Annotated in this window: 16 protein-coding genes and 1 other RNA gene; 8 read left to right on the top strand and 9 right to left on the bottom strand. The window is 76.6% G+C overall.

All coding sequences use genetic code 11. The annotated features are described in order from the left end of the window. The first annotated feature begins 158 nt into the window (after positions 1-158). From ACFWA9_RS31460 to ACFWA9_RS31450, 3 genes are all read left to right on the top strand, one after another. The gene (locus ACFWA9_RS31460) at positions 159-1,454 is read left to right on the top strand and encodes a hypothetical protein (protein ID WP_380391611.1); all 1,296 of its coding nucleotides are present in this window, start codon (positions 159-161) and stop codon (positions 1,452-1,454) included. A gap of 76 nt (positions 1,455-1,530) precedes the next feature. Then, complete coding sequence (locus ACFWA9_RS31455) at positions 1,531-1,929, top strand: ACT domain-containing protein (RefSeq protein ID WP_329487396.1); 399 nt, start codon at positions 1,531-1,533, stop codon at positions 1,927-1,929. A gap of 101 nt (positions 1,930-2,030) precedes the next feature. Continuing rightward, complete coding sequence (locus ACFWA9_RS31450; protein ID WP_329487397.1) at positions 2,031-2,288, top strand: Prokaryotic metallothionein; 258 nt, start codon at positions 2,031-2,033, stop codon at positions 2,286-2,288. Positions 2,289-2,367: 79 nt separating this feature from the next. Here ACFWA9_RS31450 and rnpB read toward each other — a convergent pair. The 5 genes from rnpB to ACFWA9_RS31425 form a co-directional block, all read right to left on the bottom strand. After that, an RNA gene (gene rnpB / locus ACFWA9_RS31445) (RNase P RNA component class A) lies at positions 2,368-2,766 on the bottom strand. 13 nt (positions 2,767-2,779) lie between these two features. Beyond that, the gene (locus tag ACFWA9_RS31440) at positions 2,780-4,279 is read right to left on the bottom strand and encodes a DHA2 family efflux MFS transporter permease subunit (protein WP_329487398.1); all 1,500 of its coding nucleotides are present in this window, start codon (positions 4,277-4,279) and stop codon (positions 2,780-2,782) included. A gap of 157 nt (positions 4,280-4,436) precedes the next feature. After that, positions 4,437-5,891, bottom strand: a complete 1,455-nt coding sequence (locus ACFWA9_RS31435; RefSeq protein ID WP_380391607.1) for an RNB domain-containing ribonuclease — start codon at positions 5,889-5,891, stop codon at positions 4,437-4,439. 101 nt (positions 5,892-5,992) lie between these two features. Then, positions 5,993-6,388, bottom strand: coding sequence for a Fic family protein (locus ACFWA9_RS31430; RefSeq protein WP_352286918.1), 396 nt, complete (start codon positions 6,386-6,388; stop codon positions 5,993-5,995). After that, a complete protein-coding gene (locus tag ACFWA9_RS31425) occupies positions 6,385-6,720 on the bottom strand; it encodes a hypothetical protein (protein WP_352286915.1) in 336 nt (111 codons plus the stop codon). The genes ACFWA9_RS31430 and ACFWA9_RS31425 overlap by 4 nt, the downstream gene beginning before the upstream one ends. Before the next feature lie 115 nt (positions 6,721-6,835). On the opposite strand from ACFWA9_RS31425, the gene ACFWA9_RS31420 reads away from it, so the two are divergent. Together ACFWA9_RS31420 and yaaA are read left to right on the top strand one after the other, a co-directional pair. Then, complete coding sequence (locus tag ACFWA9_RS31420; RefSeq protein ID WP_380391603.1) at positions 6,836-7,282, top strand: DUF3995 domain-containing protein; 447 nt, start codon at positions 6,836-6,838, stop codon at positions 7,280-7,282. 75 nt (positions 7,283-7,357) lie between these two features. Continuing rightward, complete coding sequence (gene yaaA, locus ACFWA9_RS31415; RefSeq protein WP_352286912.1) at positions 7,358-8,143, top strand: peroxide stress protein YaaA; 786 nt, start codon at positions 7,358-7,360, stop codon at positions 8,141-8,143. 52 nt (positions 8,144-8,195) lie between these two features. Here yaaA and ACFWA9_RS31410 read toward each other — a convergent pair whose 3' ends face one another. The 3 genes from ACFWA9_RS31410 to ACFWA9_RS31400 are packed head-to-tail and all read right to left on the bottom strand — an operon-like array spanning position 8,196 to position 10,952. Then, complete coding sequence (locus ACFWA9_RS31410) at positions 8,196-9,344, bottom strand: bifunctional RNase H/acid phosphatase (RefSeq protein ID WP_380391600.1); 1,149 nt, start codon at positions 9,342-9,344, stop codon at positions 8,196-8,198. A gap of 4 nt (positions 9,345-9,348) precedes the next feature. After that, positions 9,349-10,092, bottom strand: coding sequence for a C4-type zinc ribbon domain-containing protein (locus ACFWA9_RS31405; RefSeq protein ID WP_329487403.1), 744 nt, complete (start codon positions 10,090-10,092; stop codon positions 9,349-9,351). A gap of 23 nt (positions 10,093-10,115) precedes the next feature. Further along, entirely contained in the window at positions 10,116-10,952 is an 837-nt protein-coding gene (locus ACFWA9_RS31400) for a Nif3-like dinuclear metal center hexameric protein (protein WP_380391597.1), read from the bottom strand. Positions 10,953-11,482: 530 nt separating this feature from the next. On the opposite strand from ACFWA9_RS31400, the gene ACFWA9_RS31395 reads away from it, so the two are divergent. The 3 genes from ACFWA9_RS31395 to ACFWA9_RS31385 all read left to right on the top strand — a co-directional run bounded on the left by ACFWA9_RS31395 (position 11,483) and on the right by ACFWA9_RS31385 (position 17,040). Beyond that, positions 11,483-14,674 (top strand): lanthionine synthetase LanC family protein, encoded by a 3,192-nt coding sequence (locus ACFWA9_RS31395; RefSeq protein WP_380391594.1) that lies wholly within the window; start codon positions 11,483-11,485, stop codon positions 14,672-14,674. Then, positions 14,671-16,674: an alpha/beta fold hydrolase gene (locus tag ACFWA9_RS31390; protein ID WP_380391591.1), complete on the top strand. Its 2,004-nt coding sequence runs from the start codon at positions 14,671-14,673 to the stop codon at positions 16,672-16,674. Before ACFWA9_RS31395 ends, ACFWA9_RS31390 begins: the two co-directional genes overlap by 4 nt. A gap of 186 nt (positions 16,675-16,860) precedes the next feature. Continuing rightward, the gene (locus ACFWA9_RS31385; RefSeq protein ID WP_329487407.1) at positions 16,861-17,040 is read left to right on the top strand and encodes a hypothetical protein; all 180 of its coding nucleotides are present in this window, start codon (positions 16,861-16,863) and stop codon (positions 17,038-17,040) included. Positions 17,041-17,151: 111 nt separating this feature from the next. Here ACFWA9_RS31385 and ACFWA9_RS31380 read toward each other — a convergent pair whose 3' ends face one another. Next, positions 17,152-18,249 (bottom strand): alcohol dehydrogenase catalytic domain-containing protein, encoded by a 1,098-nt coding sequence (locus ACFWA9_RS31380; protein WP_352286904.1) that lies wholly within the window; start codon positions 18,247-18,249, stop codon positions 17,152-17,154. Positions 18,250-18,703: the final 454 nt, after the last annotated feature.

Here is an 18,703-nt window from a genome sequence, read left to right as displayed (position 1 = left end):
TTTTTTGGGGGGGGGGGGGGGGGGGGGGGGGGGGGGGGGTTTTGGGGGGGGGGGGGGGGGGGGGGGGGGGGGGGGGGGCCGGGGGGGGGGGGGGGGGGGCCCCCCCCACGACGGCTCACCCCGGTCAGACGGCTGACCGATGCCCAGGAGGTCCGCGCATGGCACCGAAGAAACCCGTGAAGGTCCTGCTCGGAAGCACGACGCTGGCCTGTCTCAGCGCCGGCGTGATCGCGGTCGCCGGCGTGGCGTCCGGGACGGAGGGGACGGGGGCGACCGCCTCCGTCGCAGCGGTCGGCAAGGCCCGCCCGGCCCTGACGTTCAGCAGCCTGGACGGCCCCGTCACCCCGGACGAGATCAAGTCCTTCACCGCGTACATCAAGACGCTCACCCCGGCCGCCGACAACATCGGCAACCAGTGGGCCCAGGGCCACAGCGGCGAGGACACCAAGGCGATGGGCCTGGTGTACGAGGTCTCCGCCGACCGGGCGATCCTCGACCGGATGATCGTCTTCTGCGACGCCGTCCTCTCCGAGCGCAACGACCTGGCCAAGCGCCCGGTCGGGCAGCACGTGCTCTGGACCGGCAAGGTCGACCCCGCCTGGCCCAACGACGTCACCACCAAGCCCGTCGGCACCGGCGGCGAGCAGGGCGACCCGGTGGGCCACCTCGCCAACTGCGCCCGGCTGATCCTGCGGACGCCGGCGCTCTGGCAGACACCGGTGACCACCGGCGACCCGCACGGGTACGGCGCCACCTACCTCGACCGGGCCAAGCGGTTCGTCGCCGAGGCGGACACCGCCGTCGACCGGCACATCCTGGCCCGGCTGCTGGACGTCTCCAAGGGCAACCGCCAGTACTTCGCCGCGGACTCGCCCTACAAGGGCGGCCAGCCGGTGCCGTGGAACCAGCAGATGATGTTCGACTACGCCTTCCAGAACCTGGCGATCGCCCACCAGCTCCTCGGCGACGACCCGAAGCGGGTCAAGCGGTACGACGCCCTGGTGCAGAGCAGCGTCGACTGGTTCTTCTCCTCGGTGCGCACCTACACCGACCCCGCCGGCAGGCCCGCCTACGACTGGGGGTACGCCCCGGCGACCAACGGCAAGGAGGACAACAACCACGGCAGCCTGGACTGCGCGGGCCTGTACCGGGCCTACCTGTCCGGCCGCTACAAGATCACCCCGGCCATGCTGGCCCCGCTCGCGAACACCTTCGTGGACGTGATGAGCAAGCCGCCGCACCACTACGCGGGCAAGATCGACGGCACCGACGGCGCCGGGAACAGCGCGCCCACCGACTACGTCCGCAGCGGCTGGCTGCTGATGGCCGAGTTCCGGCCCGACGCCTACCAGAAGCTGATGAACGCCAACTTCCCCAAGCGGACCACCACGGCGGACGACCAGTTCTCGCGCGCCCTGATGCTCAAGAGCCGGCGCCACAAGACGCAGGGCTGACCGGGGGCCGGGCCCGGGCACCGACACGCCGCGACGGCGGGCCGGTGCCCGCCCCCCAGCCGTTACGGTGGCGGGCATGGCCGGAGAACGAGATCTTGCGACCCTGCTGCGCGGCATGCGCCCGCGGCTCAACCCGGGGCGCTACGTGTACTGCACGCTGCCCGCGAAGGTGCCCGCCGGGATGCGGCCGGTGGTGACGGTCGCCGAGCCCGAGGGGGTGACGGTGGTGGTCGCGCAGGAGGAGGCCGACGCGCTCGGCCTGCGCTACGAGTACGTGGCGGCCTGGATCACCCTGCACATCCACTCGGCGCTGGAGGCCGTCGGCCTGACCGCCGCCGTGGCGGTGCGGCTCGCCGAGGAGGGGATCAGCTGCAACGTGGTGGCCGGCTTCCACCACGACCACCTGTTCGTCGGCGCCGACGACGCCGACCGCGCGGTGCGCGCCCTGGAGGAGCTGTCCGCCCGGTCCGCCTGACCGGGTGCGCCGAGTGGCCGCTCCCCCCGGGGGCTCCGAGACTGGGAGGGCTGAGCGCCCGCCAGGTCGGTCAGCCCCCCGACAGGAAGGGAGACGGCCCCATGGCGGTCTGCGACGTCTGCTCCAACGACTACTGGCTGTCCTTCGAGATCAAGACGATCACCGGCGACGTGTACACCTTCGACAGCTTCGAGTGCGCGATGGAGAAGCTCGCCCCGCGCTGTGAGCACTGCCAGGTCCGGATCGTCGGCCACGGCGTCGAGGTCGCCGGCCGGTTCTTCTGCTGCGCGCACTGCGCCCGGGTCAACGGCGGCCTGGGCGAACAGATCCGCGACGCGGTCGGGGCCCACCCGGCCTGAGCGGCGCACGGGCCGGTCGCTCCCGGCACGGGCGGGCGCTGCCCGCGCCCGTGCCGGGGCGGGCGGGAGCGGAGAGGGGCGGAAGAGTCGGCCTGTACGCCGGGTTCTGTCTCCTGGGCTGCTCGCGCGGCCCGGGGAGGCGGTCATCCATCTAGGACTGCCGTTGCCGACAGCCTCGTGCGGTCTACCCGCGGACTCGGGCGAGCAGCCCTCGAACATCCGCGCACGGTGCCCGGAGGCACCGATCTTGACCTTGCTCCAGGTGGGGTTTACCGAGCCGGCCGAGTCACCCCGGTCGCTGGTGGTCTCTTACACCACCGTTTCACCCTTACCCGCCGCCGAAGCGGTGGGCGGTCTGTTTTCTGTGGCACTGTCCCGCGGGTCACCCCGGGTGGGCGTTACCCACCACCCTGCTCTGTGGAGCCCGGACGTTCCTCGGCGGGCCCTGAGGACCCGTCGCGACCGCCCGGCCGGCTCTTCCGCCGTAGTGGTCATCGTAACCGCTCGGGCGGGGCGTCCCGTACCCCGGCCCGGACGAGGGGCGGGTCGCCGCCGAGGCGGGCGGCCACCCGGGTGGCGGTGCCGGTGGCCCAGGCCGTGGTGGTGACCAGCCCGAGGAGGAGGATCGCGAGACCCAGCCCGGTCACGATCCACCAGCCGGCGTGGCTGGCCGGGGCGAAGCCGGTGGCGACCGGGCCCACGACGGCCGAGGTGACCACCGTGCCGATCACCGCGACGCCGAGCGACTGGCCGACCTGCCGGCTGGTCGAGGCGACCGCCGCCGCCACCCCCGCCTGGGCGCGCGGCATCCCGGAGACGGCGGCATTGGTGATCGGCGCGTTGACCATGCCGAAGCCGAAGCCGAACAGCGCGTAGGCGGCCAGCAGCAGGCCCGGTGGGGAGTCGGCGGTGAGCCGGGTGAGCAGCAGCCCGCTGGCGGCGAGGCCGAGACCCGCCGCGACCAGCGGGCCGCGCGGCCCCCGGCCGCCGACGATCCGGCCCGAGAGCGGCGCGCAGACCAGCATCATCCCGGCCATCGGCAACGTCCACAGGCCCGCCTCGACCGGGCTGTAGTGCCGGACGTTCTGCAGGTACAGGGTGTTGAGGAAGAGGAAGCCGCCGAGCGCGGCGAAGGCGCAGACCGCGGTGACGGTGGCTCCGGTGAACGGCGCGCTGCGGAAGAACCGCGGATCGACCAGCGGCTCGGTCACCCGCAGCTCCCAGAACGGGAAGGCCACCAGCGCGGCCAGCGCGGCCGCGCCGAGCCCGAGGATCAGCGGGGACGTCCAGCCGTGCTCGGGGCCCTCGATGATCGCGGCGGTGCCGCAGCCGAGCAGGACCACCATCAGCACCTGGCCGACCGGGTCCAGCCGGCGGGGCCGGGGCGAGCGCGACTCGGGGACGTAACGGGCGGTCAGCAGGCAGGCGACCAGCCCGACCGGGACGTTGATCAGGAAGATCGCCGGCCAGCCGGCGATGTCCACCAGGAACCCGCCGAGCAGCGGGCCGAGCGCCATCGAGATGCCGACCACCCCGCCCCAGACGCCGATCGCCCGGGCCCGTTCGCGCGGTTCGGTGAAGGTGTTGGTGATGATCGACATCGCCACCGGGTTCAGCATCGAGCCGCCGACGGCCTGCACCGCCCGGAACACCACCAGCCACTCCAGGCTGGGCGCCAGGCTGCAGAGCAGCGAGCCGAGCACGAAGAGCAGCAGACCGGTCTGGAACACCCGGCGGCGGCCGAAGCGGTCGGCCACCGAGCCGAACAGCATCAGCAGCGAGGCCAGCACCAGGGTGTAGGCATCGATGATCCACTGCAGGCCGGAGGCCGGGGCGTCGAAGTCCTGCTGGATCGCCGGGAGGGCGATGTTCACCACGGTGTTGTCGAGCCCGACGATGAACAGGCTCAGGCAGCAGATCCCGAGGATCAGCAGCCTGCGGCGCCGGCCCGGGTCGGCGGACGGCGCGGGGAGGGAGGTCGGTTCGGCCACGGCTCGATCCTCCCACCCGGGCGCCCCGGAGCGGCGGTGGATCGGCCCGTCCGGGTGGCGCGGCCCCGGACGGGCCGGGCGGTCCGGGCGGTCCGGGCGGGAGGCCCGGGCGCGGAGGGTCCGGCGCGGGGGGCGTCGGAACGCGCGTCAGAACGCCTCAGAGCGCGGCGAAGCGGACGGTGCGGGTGGCCGGGTCGGCCTGCGTCAGGCGGGCGACGATCCGGCCGCCGAGCGGGAGCACCGCCCCGCCCGCCGCCTCGCAGCGCGCCCGGACGGCGGGTTCGCGCAGCTGGACGGTGCCGCGCGCGGGCCGCTGCTCGTCCACGTCGATGACCACCGCGGGGAAGTCCTCGCCCTCCCGGCCGGCCAGCAGCTCCGCCTCGACCAGGTCCACGCAGGCCCGTTCGACCTCGGCCGAGCGGCGGTCCCCGGCCGCCATCAGGGCGGGGACGCCGGGCAGTGCCTCCCGGACCCAGTCCGGCACCTCCTCGCCGGCGGCCACGGCCGCGCAGACCTCCTGGGCGAAGCGGTCGCCGAGCCGGCGCAGCGGCGCGGTGCAGTGCGCGTACGGGGCGGCCAGCGCGGCGTGCACCGGGTCGGCCGGGGCGGGCAGGCCCCGGGCCTCGTCGAAGGCCCGGTAGCCGGCCCCGCGCAGCAGTCCGGTGCACTCGTTGAGGAAGGCCGCGTGCAGCGGGGCCCCGGGGTCGAGCGAGCGGACGAGGTCGGGGTAGGGGAGGTCGTCCGGCCAGGTGATGTCGAGCGCGCGGGCGGTGCGGCGCAGCCGCTCGTACGCGGCGGCGGGCGCGGCGGGCAGGGTGCGCAGCAGGCCGACGCCGGCGTCCAGCATCAGGTCCGCCGCGGCGGTCCCGGTGAGCAGGGAGATCTGGGCGTTCCAGCCGTCGGCGGGACCGAGCGCGCGGTAGCCGAGGACGTACCCGTGCAGGGTCTCCTCGATCTCCTGCTCGGGGACGGGCAGGCTGATCCCGCCGCGGGCCCGCTCCTGCTCCTCGCGGAGCCGGCCGACGGCGGCGAGCAGGGCGAGCTGCTCGTCGGCGCCGCCGGCGTCCACGGCCCGTTGGACGTCGTCGTAGTCGAGCCGGCGGTGCGAGCGAACCAGCGCGCGGCGCAGGTCGGCGAGGACGACGGCGCCGTCGGTGTCCAGGTCGAGCTGCCAGAGCAGGGCCGGGCGGGTCTCGCCGGGCAGCAGGCTGGCGGCGTCCTCGCTGAGCCGGGCCGGGTGCAGCGGGACGCGGTGGTCGGGGAAGTAGAGGGTCTGGACGCGGCGGCGGGCCTCGGCGTCGATCGCGCCGCCGGGGCGGACGAAGGCGGCGACGTCGGCGATCGCGTAGTGCACCCGGTAGCCGCCACCGGGCCGGTGGGCCAGGTGCATGGCCTGGTCGAGGTCGCGGGAGCCGGGCGGGTCGACGGTGAAGAGCGGGAGGTCGGTCGCGTCGTACTCCGGCAGCCGCGGCGACTCGGCGGCCCGCTCGGCCTCCGCGAGCACGGCCTCCGGCCACTCGGTACGGATCTCCAGGCGGGCGCGCAGCTCGGCCAGTTCGGCGTTGATCCGGGCCGAGTCGGCGGCTTTGACGCGCAGTTTTCGGCGTGGCATGCAGGCAGCGTAGGGCGAATCGGGTGATTCCGGTCGGACGTCGGCGGCAGGGCGCGCCGACGTCCGCGCCCGGGCCGCCGGGCCGGCCGGGCCCGCCCCGCTCAGCGGCCGAGCAGCGCCCTGAGGTCCTTGGCGGCGAGGGCCACCGCGTCGTCGTAGCCGCCGGTGGCCAGGCGGAGCACGAAGGCGACGGCGTCGTCCGGGTGCGGGTCGGTGTAGGGCTCGGCGTTGTAGTCGAGGAAGAGCAGCATCGCCTCGAAGGCGGTGCGCTTGTTCCGGTCGATCAGCGGGTGGTTGCGGGCGAGGCTCTGGCCGAGCGCGGCCGCCTTGGTCCAGAGGTCGGGGTAGGCGTCCGCGCCGAACACGGTCGCCCGCGGGCGGCCGAGGGCCGAGAGCAGCGCGCCCTCGTCGCGGATGTTCTCCGGGCCGCCGGCGAGGTAGCTGACGTCCGCCAGGTCGAGGTACTCGACGTCGTCGCCGGGCCGCTGCCCGGTCACAGGTCCTTCAGCCGTTCAAGCGTCTCCGCGTTGGCCGCGCGGATCCGGGCGACCATGGCGGCCCGGCGCTCCTCCCTGCCGGCGGCCGGCCGCTCGGCCAGCGCCTCGGGCAGCTCGGACTGCCGCACGTCGAAGGCCAGCTCCGCGCGGTCCGGGCCGGACGCCCCGGTCACGCGCACCCGGCCGGCCAGCACCGCCTGGGCCGCCGCCCGGAGCGCGAACTCCAGGGCCTGCCGGGTCCGCGGCGGCAGGTCCGCGGGCAGCCGGACCGGCAGGGACTCCTCCACCGCGTCGTCGTCGCCGGGCACCAGGTCCAGGGGGCGCATGGTCATCTCGTCACTCTCCTTCGGTGCCACCGTATGCCGCGGCCGGGCGGCGGCCCAACGGGTTCTCCGTAAGCGCTCGTAGGGTGGCCCCATCGATCGGACGCGGAAGGGGGCTCGGCGGATGGACGCGGTACGGGTGACGGGGGCGGCGGTGGCCGGGGGGCTGGCGGTGACGGGGGCGCTGCACGCGCTCTGGACGGTGACGCCGTGGCCGGCGCGGTCGCCGCAGGAGTTCGCGGACACCGTGATCGGCACCGGCGAGGGCGTGCCGCCGGCGGCGGCCTGCCTGGCGGTGGCGGGGCTGCTGGGCACGGCGGCCTACCTGGTCGGCGCGGAGGCCGGGGCGCTGCCGGCGGTCGGGCCGCGCGGGGTGCGCCGGGCCGGCGTCCGGACGGCCGCGGGGGTCCTGCTGGCGCGCGGGGCGGCCGGGCCGCTGGTCTTCGGCGTGCTGAACGAACGGACGGAGCGCTTCAGGCGGCTGAACGCGCGCTACTACTCGCCGCTCTGCCTGGCGCTCGGCGCCGGGGCGGCGCTGGTCGCGGCGGCGCCCCCGCGGCCCGGGCGGTAGCGGGGTTACCCGCCGCCGGGCCGGCTTGCGTAGGGTGGCGGGGTTCGCCCGCCACACAATGTTGAGGAGTCCGCTGTGCTGGTGCTGTTGCCGCCCTCGGAGGGCAAGGCCGCGTCCGGGGACGGCGTTCCGGTGGCGCTCGACGCGCTGTCGCTGCCCGGGCTGACGGCGGCGCGGGCGCGGGTGCTGGAGGCCCTGGTCGGCCTCTGCCGGGGGGACGAGGAGGCCGCCGCCGGGGTGCTCGGCCTGAGCCCCGGGCTGCGCGGCGAGGTGGCCCGGAACGCGGGGCTGCCGACGGCCGGTGCGCGGCCCGCCGGCGAGGTGTACACCGGCGTGCTCTTCGACAACCTCGGTCTGGCCACCCTGGACGAGGCCGCGTACGACCGGGCCGCGCGCTCGCTGCTGGTCTTCTCCGGCCTCTGGGGCGCCGTCCGGATCGGGGACCGGATCCCGCCCTACCGCTGCTCGATGGGTGTGAAGCTGCCCGGCCCGGGCGCCCTCGGCCCGTACTGGCGCGCCGCGACGGCGTCCGTGCTGCCGGAGGTGGCCGACGGCCTGGTGCTGGACCTGCGCAGTTCCGCGTACGCGGCGGCGTGGAAGCCGGCCGGTGAGCTGGTGACCCGGACGGCCACCGTGCGGGTGCTCCAGGAGCGCGACGGCAAGCGATCGGTGGTGAGCCACTTCAACAAGGCCACCAAGGGCCGGCTGGTCCGTGACCTGCTGGTGGCGGGGGCCGAACCGAAGACGCCCGGCGAACTGGTGGACGCGCTGCTCGGACTGGGGCACCGGGTGGAGGTCGCGGCCGAGGGCACCGCCCGCAAGCCCTGGCAGCTGGACGTGGTGGTCACCGAGGTGCACTGAGCCGCGCCGAACGGCGCCGGCGGCGGGCTCCGGTGGGCCCGCCGCCGGGGCGTCAGCGCAGGTGCCCGGTGTCGTTGAGCAGCCGCACCGAGGCGTTGCCGTCCGCGTAGTACTGGACGGCGCAGAGCGAGGCGGCGGACAGCTCCATCCGGTAGAGCGAGTCCGGCGGGGCGCCGAGCGCCAGCCGCACCAGGGTCTTGATCGGGCTGACGTGCGACACCACCAGGACGGTCCGGCCGTGGTGGCGGGCCAGGATCTTGTCCCGGGCGACGCCGATCCGGTGGGTGAGCGCGGTGAAGCTCTCGCCGCCGCCGGTCGGCTTGGCCTTCGCCGAGCCGAGCCAGGCGTTGAGGTCCTCCGGGTGGCGTTCCTGCACCTCGGCGAAGGTCAGCCCCTCCCAGGCGCCGAAGTCCACCTCGCGCAGGCCGTCCTCGTAGCGGACCTCCAGGCCGAGGCAGGCGGCGACGGTCTCGGCGGTCTGCCGGGTGCGGAGCATCGGCGAGCTGACCACGGCCTGGACCGAGCCGCGCGAGGCCAGCGCCTCGGCCGCCCGCTCGGCCTGCCAGCGGCCCTTCTCGGAGAGCTCCGGATCGCTGCCGCCGCTGCCGGAGAAGCGCTTCTCCGGGGTGAGGTGGGTCTCGCCGTGGCGGAGCAGGACGAAGGTGGTCGGCGTGCCGAGGTCGGCGGCGGCCGCCCAGCCGGCCTTGGGCGCGGCGGTCTCCAGCGGGGGCTCGTCGGCGACGGCGGGCCGCTCGGCCCCGGCCGCCCTGGGCTCCCACTGCCGGCCGGCCTTGCCCGCGTCCATCGCCTCGTTGGCCAGCCGGTCGGCGTCCTTGTTCCGCTCGCGCGGGATCCAGGTGTACTTGACCTGGCCGCGCGGCAGCACCGCCCGGGCCTCGGCGGCGAGCGGCTGCATGTCGGGGTGCTTGATTTTCCAGCGCCCGGACATCTGCTCGACCACCAGCTTGGAGTCCATCCGGACGTCCACCGAGGCGTCCGGGTCCAGCTCCCGGGCCGCCTTCAGACCGGCGATCAGGCCCTTGTACTCGGCCACGTTGTTGGTCGCGTGGCCGATGAACCCGGCAGCCTCGGCGATGATCAGGCCGGTGTCGCCGTCCCGGACCACCGCGCCGTAGCCGGCCGGCCCCGGGTTGCCCCGGGAGCCTCCGTCGGCCTCGACGACGAACCTGCGCCCCGCCATCGGCTCAGATGCCCGAATCGGCGGTGCGCACCAGGATGCGGCCGCAGTTGTCGCAGCGGACGACCGCGTCCTTGGGCTCGGCCTTGATGGCGTTCAGGTCGGAGACGGCGAACTCGACCCGGCAGCCCTCGCAGCGGCGCTGGTAGAGACGGGCCGCGCCGACGCCGCCCTGCTGCTCGCGCAGCCGGGTGTAGAGCTTCAGCAGGTCGGCCGGGACGACGGCGACGACGGCCTCGCGGTCGCGCTTGACCTTGTCGGCCTCGGCGTCGATCTCGGCGAAGGCGGCGTCCCGGCGGGCCTCGGCCTCGGTCAGCACGACGGTGGAGTGCTCCAGGCGCGCGGTCAGCTCGGTGACCCGGGTCTGGGCGGACTCCAGGCGCTCCATGATCTCCAGGACGACGTCCTCCAGGTCCCCCTGGCGCTTGGCGAGCGAGCCGATCTCGTGCTGGAGGTTCTCCAGGTCCTTCGGCGAGGTGATCGCGCCGGAGTCCAGGCGCTGCTGGTTGCGGGCGGAGCGGCTGCGGACCTGCTCGACGTCCTGCTCGGCCTTGGTCAGCTCGCGGGTGGTGTCGCCCTGCTGGGCCTGGGCGGCCACCACGAGGTCCTTGAGCGCGGTGTGGTCGGCGGTGGCCTTGTCGATCTCGGCGTGCTCGGGCAGGCTGCGACGCCGGTGGGCCAGCTGGTCGAGCTTCGAGTCGATGGCCTGGAGGTCGAGCAGGCGGATCTGGTCGGCGGGCGCGGCGTTCAAGCGGAGAGCTCCTGTGAATCGGGTCAGGCGGTGAAGGACATGGGGGCGTGCGCGGTCCACGGGTCGGTGACCCGGTGGGAGACCTTCGTCTCCACGGCCCAGCCCCGCTGCTCGGCGGCGCCGTGCAGCGCCCGCTCGGCCAGGGTGAGCCAGGGCCACTCGGTGGCCCAGTGCGCGGCGTCGACCAGTGCGACCGGCGCCGCCTCGGCGGCCTCGGACGCCGGGTGGTGGCGCAGGTCGGCGGTGACGTACGCGTCGACACCGGCCTCGCGCGCCTGCGCGAGGAAGCTGTCGCCGGCGCCGCCGCACACCGCGACCCGGCCGATCAGGCGGTCCGGGTCACCGCAGACGCGGACGCCGGCGGCGGTGGCCGGCAGGCCCCCGGCGACCTTGGCGGCGAACGCGGCGAGGGTCAGCGGCGGCTCCAGCAGGCCGATCCGCCCGCTGCCGCGCCGGCCCAGCGGGTCCGTCGGGTCCGGCACCAGCGGGCCGGTGACGCGCAGGCCGACGGCCTCGGCCAGCGCGTCCGAGACGCCCGGGTCGGCGTGGTCGGCGTTGGTGTGCGCCACGTGCAGGGCGATGCCGGCGCGGATCAGCGTGTGCACCACCCGGCCCTTGGGCGTGGTGGCCGCGACGCCGGTGGTGCCGCGCAGGTAGAGGGGATGGTGCGTGACCACCAGGTCGGCGCCCCACTCGACGGCCTCGTCGACCACCGTCCGCACGGGGTCGACGGCGAAGAGCACGCGGCGGACCTCGGCCCGAGGGTCTCCGCAGACCAGGCCGACGGCGTCCCAGGACTCCGCCCACTGCGGCGGATAGATCTCTTCGAGCGCGGTGATGACGTCGGACAGTTTCGGCACCTGTCGAGACTACCGTGCGCGCGGGGGCGCCCGGGCCGCCCGGGGCCCGGCCCGGGGGTCCGCGGCCCGGCGTCAACCTGCGGTTCCCGGCGTTCGAGCGGCCGCCGGGGCGCCGTCGGGGGGCGCGTTCGGAGCGCTCGGGGCGCCCGCGGGCGCGGTCGCGGGCCGGGACACGGGCCGTCCGGGCGCCGTGGCCGCCCGGCCACGCGGGGGCACCGCACACATCGGCCGGCTCGCACATATTCGAAACGACGCCCAGATCACCCTTACGAGTGAAGTGACCCGCTACGCGTTGAGCCCGTCCGGAAACCGAAAGTAACTTCACTTCTGCGAAAGGGAGTTGCCTCGGCCAGGGAGCCGGAAGGGCACTCGGCCGGGATGCGGGCCAGGTCGGACCGGCCCGCGGCGGACGCGGCAGGGCCGCGCTCCCGTCCTTCCGAGAAACCGATCAGGCCGCCGGCGTGCGTCGCGCGGTGCCGGAGCAGTGGGCACCGGCGGGCGCCGGCCGAGACGAAGGGATGTGAATGCGGATGGGGGCGGGCACATCGCTGCGTACGGCCGGGGGGAACGGATCGGCGGGCCACCGGCCGGACGCGGCCGGCGGGTGGCCGGAGGTGGCGCGGGCGGCACTGGCCGGCGCCGGGGGCCGGGGAGGCGACGGGGACTGGGAGGTCACCGTCGAGGGCTTCTGGTGCACGGCCGGGCCGGCCGCGGCGGAACTGGCCGACGAGGGCTGGAAGATCCATGTCAGCGCGGCGTCGGCGGTCGGCCGCGCCGTCCTGACCGCCGTCACCGGGGTACTGGCCGGTGACCCGTGCACCTTCAAGTTCGCCGCCGGACCGGAGCAGCTGCACGAGATCAACTCGCGCAACGGCGACCGGGGTTCGGCGGGCAAGTTCATCACCGTCTATCCGGCGGACGCGGAGCAGTTCCGGCGGCTGGCCGCCGCGCTGCACCGGGCCACCGACGGCCTGCCCGGGCCGGTGGTGCTCTCCGACCGCCCCTACCGGCCGGGCAGCCGGGTGCACTACCGCTACGGCGCCTTCGCGGCCCGCGCCGAGCTGGGGAACGACGGCGGCTACCGGTCGATGCTGCGCGGGCCGGGCGGCGAGCGGGTCGAGGACGTGCGCGGAGCCTCGTACCGCTGCCCGCCGTGGGCGCGCGACCCGCTGGCCGAGGGGCCGGCGGCTCCCCCGCGGGACGGCACGGCGCCGGGGCGCGGACCCGGGGCGACCCGGCCGGCGGCGCCCCGGCGCGGCACCGGCGGGGTGCTGCTGGCCGGACGGTACGCCGTCACCGGGGAGATCCGGCACAGCGCCAAGGGCGGCGTCTTCCTGGGCCGGGACACCGACGGCGGCGCCGAGGTGGTGGTCAAGCAGGCCCGCGCGCACATCGAGGTGGACCGGGCCGGCACCGACGCCCGGGCGGCGCTGCGGCACGAGGCCGCGCTGCTGACGCGGCTGGAGGGGCAGGGCCTGGCGCCGCGACCGGTCGAGCTGATCGAGCAGGACGACTCGCTGTTCCTGGTGCAGGAACGCATCACCGGGCAGCCGCTCGGCAGCTGGGTGGCGGCCCGGCTGCGCCGGGACGGCAGCCCCGACGTGGACTGGGCCGAGGCCGGACCGCTGGCGCACGCCCTGCTCGACCTGGTCGAGCGGGTGCACGGGCTGGGACTGGTCCTGCGCGACCTCTCCCCCGGCAACGTGCTGGTACGGCCGGACGGGTCGCTGCGGCTGGTCGACCTGGAGCTCGCCACCGAGTCGGGCCGGGCGGCGGGCTCGGCCGGCACCCCCGGCTACCGGGCCCCCGAACAGGGGCCGGGGCGCCTCGCCCTGGTCCCGGACTCCTTCGACCCGGCGGGCGCGGGCCGGTCGCGGCGGGACCCGCTCGGCAGGGACCCGCTCGGCAGGGACGCCCGGGGCGCCGGCCGCACCCTCCGGGAGGGCACCTGCGTGGCCGAGCCGGCGGTCGACCTGTACGCGCTCGGCGGGCTGTTCTTCCTGCTCGCCACCGGTCACGACCCGCTGCTGCCCGAGGACCTGCCGCGGGCCCGGCCGGTCGCCGACCGTCTCGGCCGCTGGCTGGCCCTCGCCGCCCGCTCGGGCGCCACCGCGCGGCGGCTCGCGCCGGTGGTGCTCGGGCTGCGGGCGCAGGAGCCGGAGCGGCGCTGGAGCCTCTCCCGGGTGCGGTACGCCCTGACGGGCGCCCCGGACGACCCGGGCGCGGGGAGCACGGCCGCTGCGGGACCGGCGGGCGCGGGCGACGTGACGGGTGCGGCCGACGCGCCGGCGGACCGGGGCGCCGCAGCCTCCGCGGACGACGCCGTGGACGGCCCGGCGGACGGCCGCACCGGCCCCACCGCCCTGGTCGACCGGGTGCTGCACGACGGGCTGCGCCACCTCGCCCTCACCGCCACCCCGCTGCGGCGGGACCGGCTCTGGCCCGCCGTACCCGCCGGGCAGTGGTCCGACCCGTGCAACGTGCAGCACGGCGCCGCCGGCGTCCTCGCCCTGCTCGCCCGGGCCGCCGTGGCGGACGGCCTGCCCGCGGAGGTCCGCGAGGAGTCCCGCCGGACGGCGCGGACGGCCGTCGAGTGGATCGAGCGCCGGTGCGCCGCCGAGCCGGTCGTGCTGCCGGGTCTGCACTTCGGGCGCTCGGGCGCCGCCTGGGCCCTGCTGGACGCCGCCGAGGCGCTGGCCGACGACGCCCTCGCCGGACGCGCCGCCGGGCTCGCCCGCCGGATAGCCGTCGAGTGGCCGAACCCGGACGTCTGCCACGGCGCGGCCGGCGCGGGCTTCCTCCAGCTGCGCTTCGCCGCCGACCCCCGGACGGCCGCACCCGGGGCGGCCGGGGAGTTCCTCGCCCGGGCCGCCCGCTGCGGGCACGGCCTGCTGGCCGCCGCCCGGCCCACGCCGGAGGGGGTGGTCTGGCCGGTGCCGAAGGAGTTCGACTCGGCGCTCGCCGGGATCACCCACCTCGGGTTCGCCCACGGGGTCGCGGGCGTCGGCGCCTTCCTGCTGGCCGCCGCCGGGGCCACCGGCGACCGGGCTCTGCTCGACGGCGCGGCCGAGGCCGGGCACACGCTCGCCGCCACCGTCCGCCGGGAGCACGGCGGACAGTACGGCGGACAGCACCGCGGGCCGTTCGACGGACCGAACGACGGGTGGTACGGCGAGGCGGCGGCGGCCGGGAGCGGTGACCGGGCCGACACCCGCCCGACGGCCTGGTGGCCACAGGGCGCGGGCGACCCGGAGCACGTCCGGCTGGCGCACTGGTGCAGCGGATCCTCCGGCGCGGGGACCTTCCTGCTCCGGCTCTGGCAGGCCACCGGTGACGAGACCGCGCACGAACTCGCGCTCGCCGCCGGCCGGGCCGTGCTGGCCGGGCGCTGGCACTGCGGCGTCAGCGCCTGCCACGGCCTGGCAGGCAACGGCGAGTACCTGCTGGACCTGGCCGCCGCCACCGGCGAGCCGGAATTCCGCTCCGGGGCCGAGGAGTTGGCCCAGCTGATCGCCGCCAGATCGGCGCTCCGCGACGGCCTGCTGGTGCTGCCCGACGAGACCGGCACCGGCTGCGCGGCCGCGTACGGCACCGGGACGGCGGGCGCGCTGGCCTTCCTGCTGCGCCTGCGGCACGGCGGCCCCCGGCTCTGGGTGGACCCGGTGCCGCCCACCCGGGCCGGCGGACCGCCCCCCGGATCCGACGGGGTGAGCACCTCGTGAACGTGGCCGTCCGCTCCACGACGCAGGCCCTGCGCCGTCTCAGCTTCACCTTCGCCACCGATGGCAGCCACGCCGCCTGCCTGGCCGCCGCGGCCGACGGCGGCTGGTACGCCGAGAGCTGGTCCCTGCCGGCCTCCGGTCCGGCCGCACCGACCGCCCTGACCCTGCCCGGCAACCGCGCCGAGAGCCTGCGCTGCCAGCTGGTCGCCCTGCCGGACGGTTCGGTGCTGGTCTGCCGGCACGACGGCGAGCGGCACGACCTGGTGACGCTCTCCGCCGCCGCGCCGGGCAGCGAACCGGTCACCGTGGAACGGCCGTTGGCCACCCTCAGGCGGCCCGGGATGCGGCTGCTGCCGCTCCCCGCGGCGACACCGCCCGACGGCACCCGCACCCCGGTCGCGCTGGCGCTCGGCACCGACACCCGGCCCGACACCACCGTCTGGCTGGTGTACGCCGACGGCGGCGAGCCCCGGCAGGTCGCCGAGATCCCCGGCCCGCACGGCGGCGGCGTCTGGCTGGACCGCACCGGAGCCCTGCTGGCGCTCGACCGGGTCGACGCGGGCGTCGTCCGCACCGTCGTACTGGACCTGCGCACCGGCACGGTCACCCCGCTGCTGGAGATCGGCGAGCGCAGCAACGACCGGCTGGTCCTGTACGACCCGGAGACCCGCTTCGCGATGGTGCGCAGCGACGCCCCCGGGACCGACCGGCTGGGCTGGGGACTGCTCGGCGGCGGCGAGCCCCTGCGGTTCCCCGAATGCCTGGACGTGGCGGGCATGTTCCTGCGGCCGGTGGCGCTGCGCACCACCCCGGACGGGGCCCGGGTGGTCGTCCAGATCGACCACGGCGCCGGCTCCGCGCTGGCCGTGTGGCGGCCCGCCGCCGGGCGGCTGGACCCGCTGCCGGTGCCACCCGGGCGGCTCGGCGCGGTCGGGCACTGGTCGGACGCGGGGCTGCGCATGCCGTACTCCTCGCCCGAACACCCGGCCGCCCTGGCCACCCTGGACGTGGACACGCTGCTGGCGCACGGTCCGACCGCGGCGGCGCCCGGACCGGTGCCGCTGCCCCTGCAGTTGGCGCCGCTCGGCTCCGGCCTGCCCGGCCCCTGGCGGGACGCCGCCCTGCCGTGGCAGCCCGGCGGATCGCGGGCCTCCCGCGGCTCGCCCGCCGGCTGGCAGCTGGACGGCAGCACCCCGCCGGGCGACGGCGGGCGCTGGCACTCCGCGCAGAGCATCGAACTGGCCGGACCGGCCGGTCCGCTGGAGGCCGTGGTGTACGGCGGGGACGCCTGGCTGAGCAGCCCGCACCTGGTCCTCGCCCTGCACGGCGGCCCGGCCGACGCCTGGCGGCTGGAGTTCGACCCCGCCCTGCAGCGGATGGCGGCCGGCGGCCTGGCGGTGATCGCGCCGAACCAGCGCGGCTCCACCGGTTACGGGGTGGCGCACGCGCTGGCCATCCGCGGCGCCTGGGGCGGGCCGGACCTCGACGACGTCCTGTACCTGCTGGACGGCATCGCGGGCCAGCGCGCCGCCCTCGGCCTGGAGCCACCGGCCCTGTTCGGCGTCAGCTACGGCGCGTTCCTCGCCCTGCTGGCGGCCGCGCACGCGCCCGCCGAGCAGGTCGCGCGCTGCGCGGTGGTCGCACCGTTCCTGTCCGGCGCCCGACTGCTGGCCGAAGCGGCCACCCCGGTCAGGGCGTTGACCACCCGGCTGGGCGGCGGCGAGTCGATCGCCGACGCCCGCGGCCCGCGCGACGTCCTCCAGCTCGCGCACCGGCTCCGCGCGCCCCTGCTGATGGTGCACGGCGACCGGGACGAGGTCGTCCCGGTGAGCCAGTCCCGCGCGCTGCGCCACGAGTTGCTGCGGATCGGACGTACCGAGGGCGCCGACTTCCGGTACGTCGAGGCGGCCGGGGCCGGACACGAGGTGCTGGCCGAGGAGGGCGCGGCCGTGCTGCACGAGCTGCTGGCCGGCTTCCTGCGCACCGGTCGGCCGGGCTAGCGGCCAGATCTCACAGGCCCCTCGTGATCTCGATAGGATCCCGCCCGTTCCGGCCGTTAGGGTGGCCGGGGCGCGGGCCGTGATCACCGGCCCTGGCGCGGTCCAGGCGCCCGGTCACGCGCCCGACCGCGTCCGCGGTGCCAGCCGGCGCCGAACCACCCGCCCCTCGCACGGAAGACGATTTTGATGTCCGACACCCTCACCGACACCACCGGACCCGCGATCACCGGGACCGACGCCGACGGGACCACGGCCGAGGACAGCGCGTCGCACGGTCGCCACCGGGGCCCCTCCGCCCCCGACGACAGGCCCGAGGCCGATCCGCACGGCCGCCACCGCCTCGGCCTGGGCGCCGCGCGGGGCTGACGCAGCCCCGCCGTCCTTCGTGACAGGGCCCGCCGCGTGCGCCGGCGGGCCCTGTCGCGTCACGGCGGCCTCCCGGGCGGTCCCGGCTCCGACCGCCAACGCCCGCGCCGCTCAGTCCAGCGTGACGACCGTGCGCAGCGCCTCGCCGCCCCGCATCTGCGCGACGGCCTCGTTGACGTCCGCCAGCGGGACCCGGTGCGTGACCATGCCCGCGAGGTCGATCCGCCCGGCCCGCCACAGCTCCACCACCAACGCCATGGTGCGCGGCACGGAGGCACCGCCGTACAGCGAGGGCAGCAGCCGCTTCTCGTTGAAGAAGAGCTCGCCCATGGTGAACTGCGCGCGGTCGTCCTGCGCGCCGGCGCCGATCACCACGACCGCGCCCCCGCGCCGCGCCGCGTCGTACCCGGCCCGGACGGTGGCCGAGCGGCCGACCGCCTCGAAGACGTAGTCGAACCCGCCGCCCGGCAGGGCCTTCGCGGCGGCCTTCAGCTCCTCGGGTGCCAGCGCCTCCGTGGCGCCGAAGGCCAGTGCCCGCTCCCGGCGCGAGGCGACCGGGTCCACCACGGCGATCCGGCCGGCGCCGCAGACCCGGGCGCCCTGCACGGTGGCGATCCCGACGCCGCCCGCGCCGATGACCGCGACGGAGGCCCCGGGCTCGACCCGGGCGGTGTGCACGGCGGCGCCGATGCCGGTGGTCACCCCGCAGCCGATCAGCGCGGCCAGTTCGTAGGGCAGGTCGGCGGGGACGGTGATGACGGCGTCGCGGTCGACCACCACCTCCTCGGCGAACGCGCCGGTGCCGTAGAAGCCGGAGGCCTCCACCGGCGCCCCCGAGACGTCGTCGCCGCCGAACCGGAAGCCCGGCGCGCCGAGCCGGCGCAGGCTCGCGACGCAGAGGTGGCCCCGCCCGCGCTCGCAGTGGGCGCAGCGGCCGCAGGGCGCCATCCAGCAGAGCACCACGCGGTCGCCGACCCGGACATCGGCCACGCCCTCGCCGACCTCCACCACGTCGCCGGCGCCCTCGTGGCCGGGAACGAACGGCGCGGGCTGCGGCAGGACGCCGCTCATCGCCGACAGGTCCGAGTGGCAGAGGCTGGCGGCCCGCAGGCGGACCCTCACCTTGCCGGGGCCGAAGCCGGTCGCGACCACGTCGTCGCGGACGTCGAGCGTGTCCTGGCCGGTCTTGTGCAGGATGGCTGCGCGCATGGAGCTTGCTCCCGGTTCGCCTCGGTCGGTGGTCGGGGCCGATTCTGGCACGACGCGCCCGGGCGGAGTAGAACACGTTCCATTCGGCCCGGGACTACCGGCCGTGACACGGTTGGCCTCCGGCGCCGCGCCCCTGGCATGATCACCCGCCGTGTCCACACCCGTCAGACCCACCCCCACCGGGGCCGCGCCCACCGCCACCGCCCCGGACGCACCCGCCGCCACCGGCGCCGCACCGCAGGACTGCCCGCGCTGCGCCGCCCCCGTCGACGCCGACCCCCGGTTCGCCGTCTGGTGCCCGCAGTGCGAATGGAACCTGTCCCCCGAGCCGGCGGCAGCGCCCGCCGCCACCCGCCGGGCCGGGGGCGGCGCCCCGCCCCCCGCGGGCGCCGCCGGCCCCCCCCCCCCCCCGGGACAGGGCAACCCGGGCCGGGGGGCGGCCCCCCACGGGGCG

The sequence above is a fragment of the Kitasatospora sp. NPDC059973 genome (assembly GCF_042737525.1).
GTDB lineage: Bacteria > Actinomycetota > Actinomycetes > Streptomycetales > Streptomycetaceae > Kitasatospora.
This window is presented reverse-complemented; position numbering and strand designations above follow the sequence as displayed.

Bases quoted from the DNA above. Each gene is read 5' to 3' on its own strand.
- ACFWA9_RS31385 (WP_329487407.1), top strand. From the start codon at position 16,861: ATGTCCGACACCCTCACCGACACCACCGGACCCGCGATCACCGGGACC.
- ACFWA9_RS31420 (WP_380391603.1), top strand. From the start codon at position 6,836: ATGGACGCGGTACGGGTGACGGGGGCGGCGGTGGCCGGGGGGCTGGCG.
- ACFWA9_RS31380 (WP_352286904.1), bottom strand. From the start codon at position 18,249: ATGCGCGCAGCCATCCTGCACAAGACCGGCCAGGACACGCTCGACGTC.
- ACFWA9_RS31460 (WP_380391611.1), top strand. From the start codon at position 159: ATGGCACCGAAGAAACCCGTGAAGGTCCTGCTCGGAAGCACGACGCTG.
- ACFWA9_RS31395 (WP_380391594.1), top strand. From the start codon at position 11,483: ATGGGGGCGGGCACATCGCTGCGTACGGCCGGGGGGAACGGATCGGCG.
- ACFWA9_RS31410 (WP_380391600.1), bottom strand. From the start codon at position 9,344: ATGGCGGGGCGCAGGTTCGTCGTCGAGGCCGACGGAGGCTCCCGGGGC.
- ACFWA9_RS31450 (WP_329487397.1), top strand. From the start codon at position 2,031: ATGGCGGTCTGCGACGTCTGCTCCAACGACTACTGGCTGTCCTTCGAG.
- ACFWA9_RS31425 (WP_352286915.1), bottom strand. From the start codon at position 6,720: ATGACCATGCGCCCCCTGGACCTGGTGCCCGGCGACGACGACGCGGTG.
- ACFWA9_RS31455 (WP_329487396.1), top strand. From the start codon at position 1,531: ATGGCCGGAGAACGAGATCTTGCGACCCTGCTGCGCGGCATGCGCCCG.
- ACFWA9_RS31435 (WP_380391607.1), bottom strand. From the start codon at position 5,891: ATGCCACGCCGAAAACTGCGCGTCAAAGCCGCCGACTCGGCCCGGATC.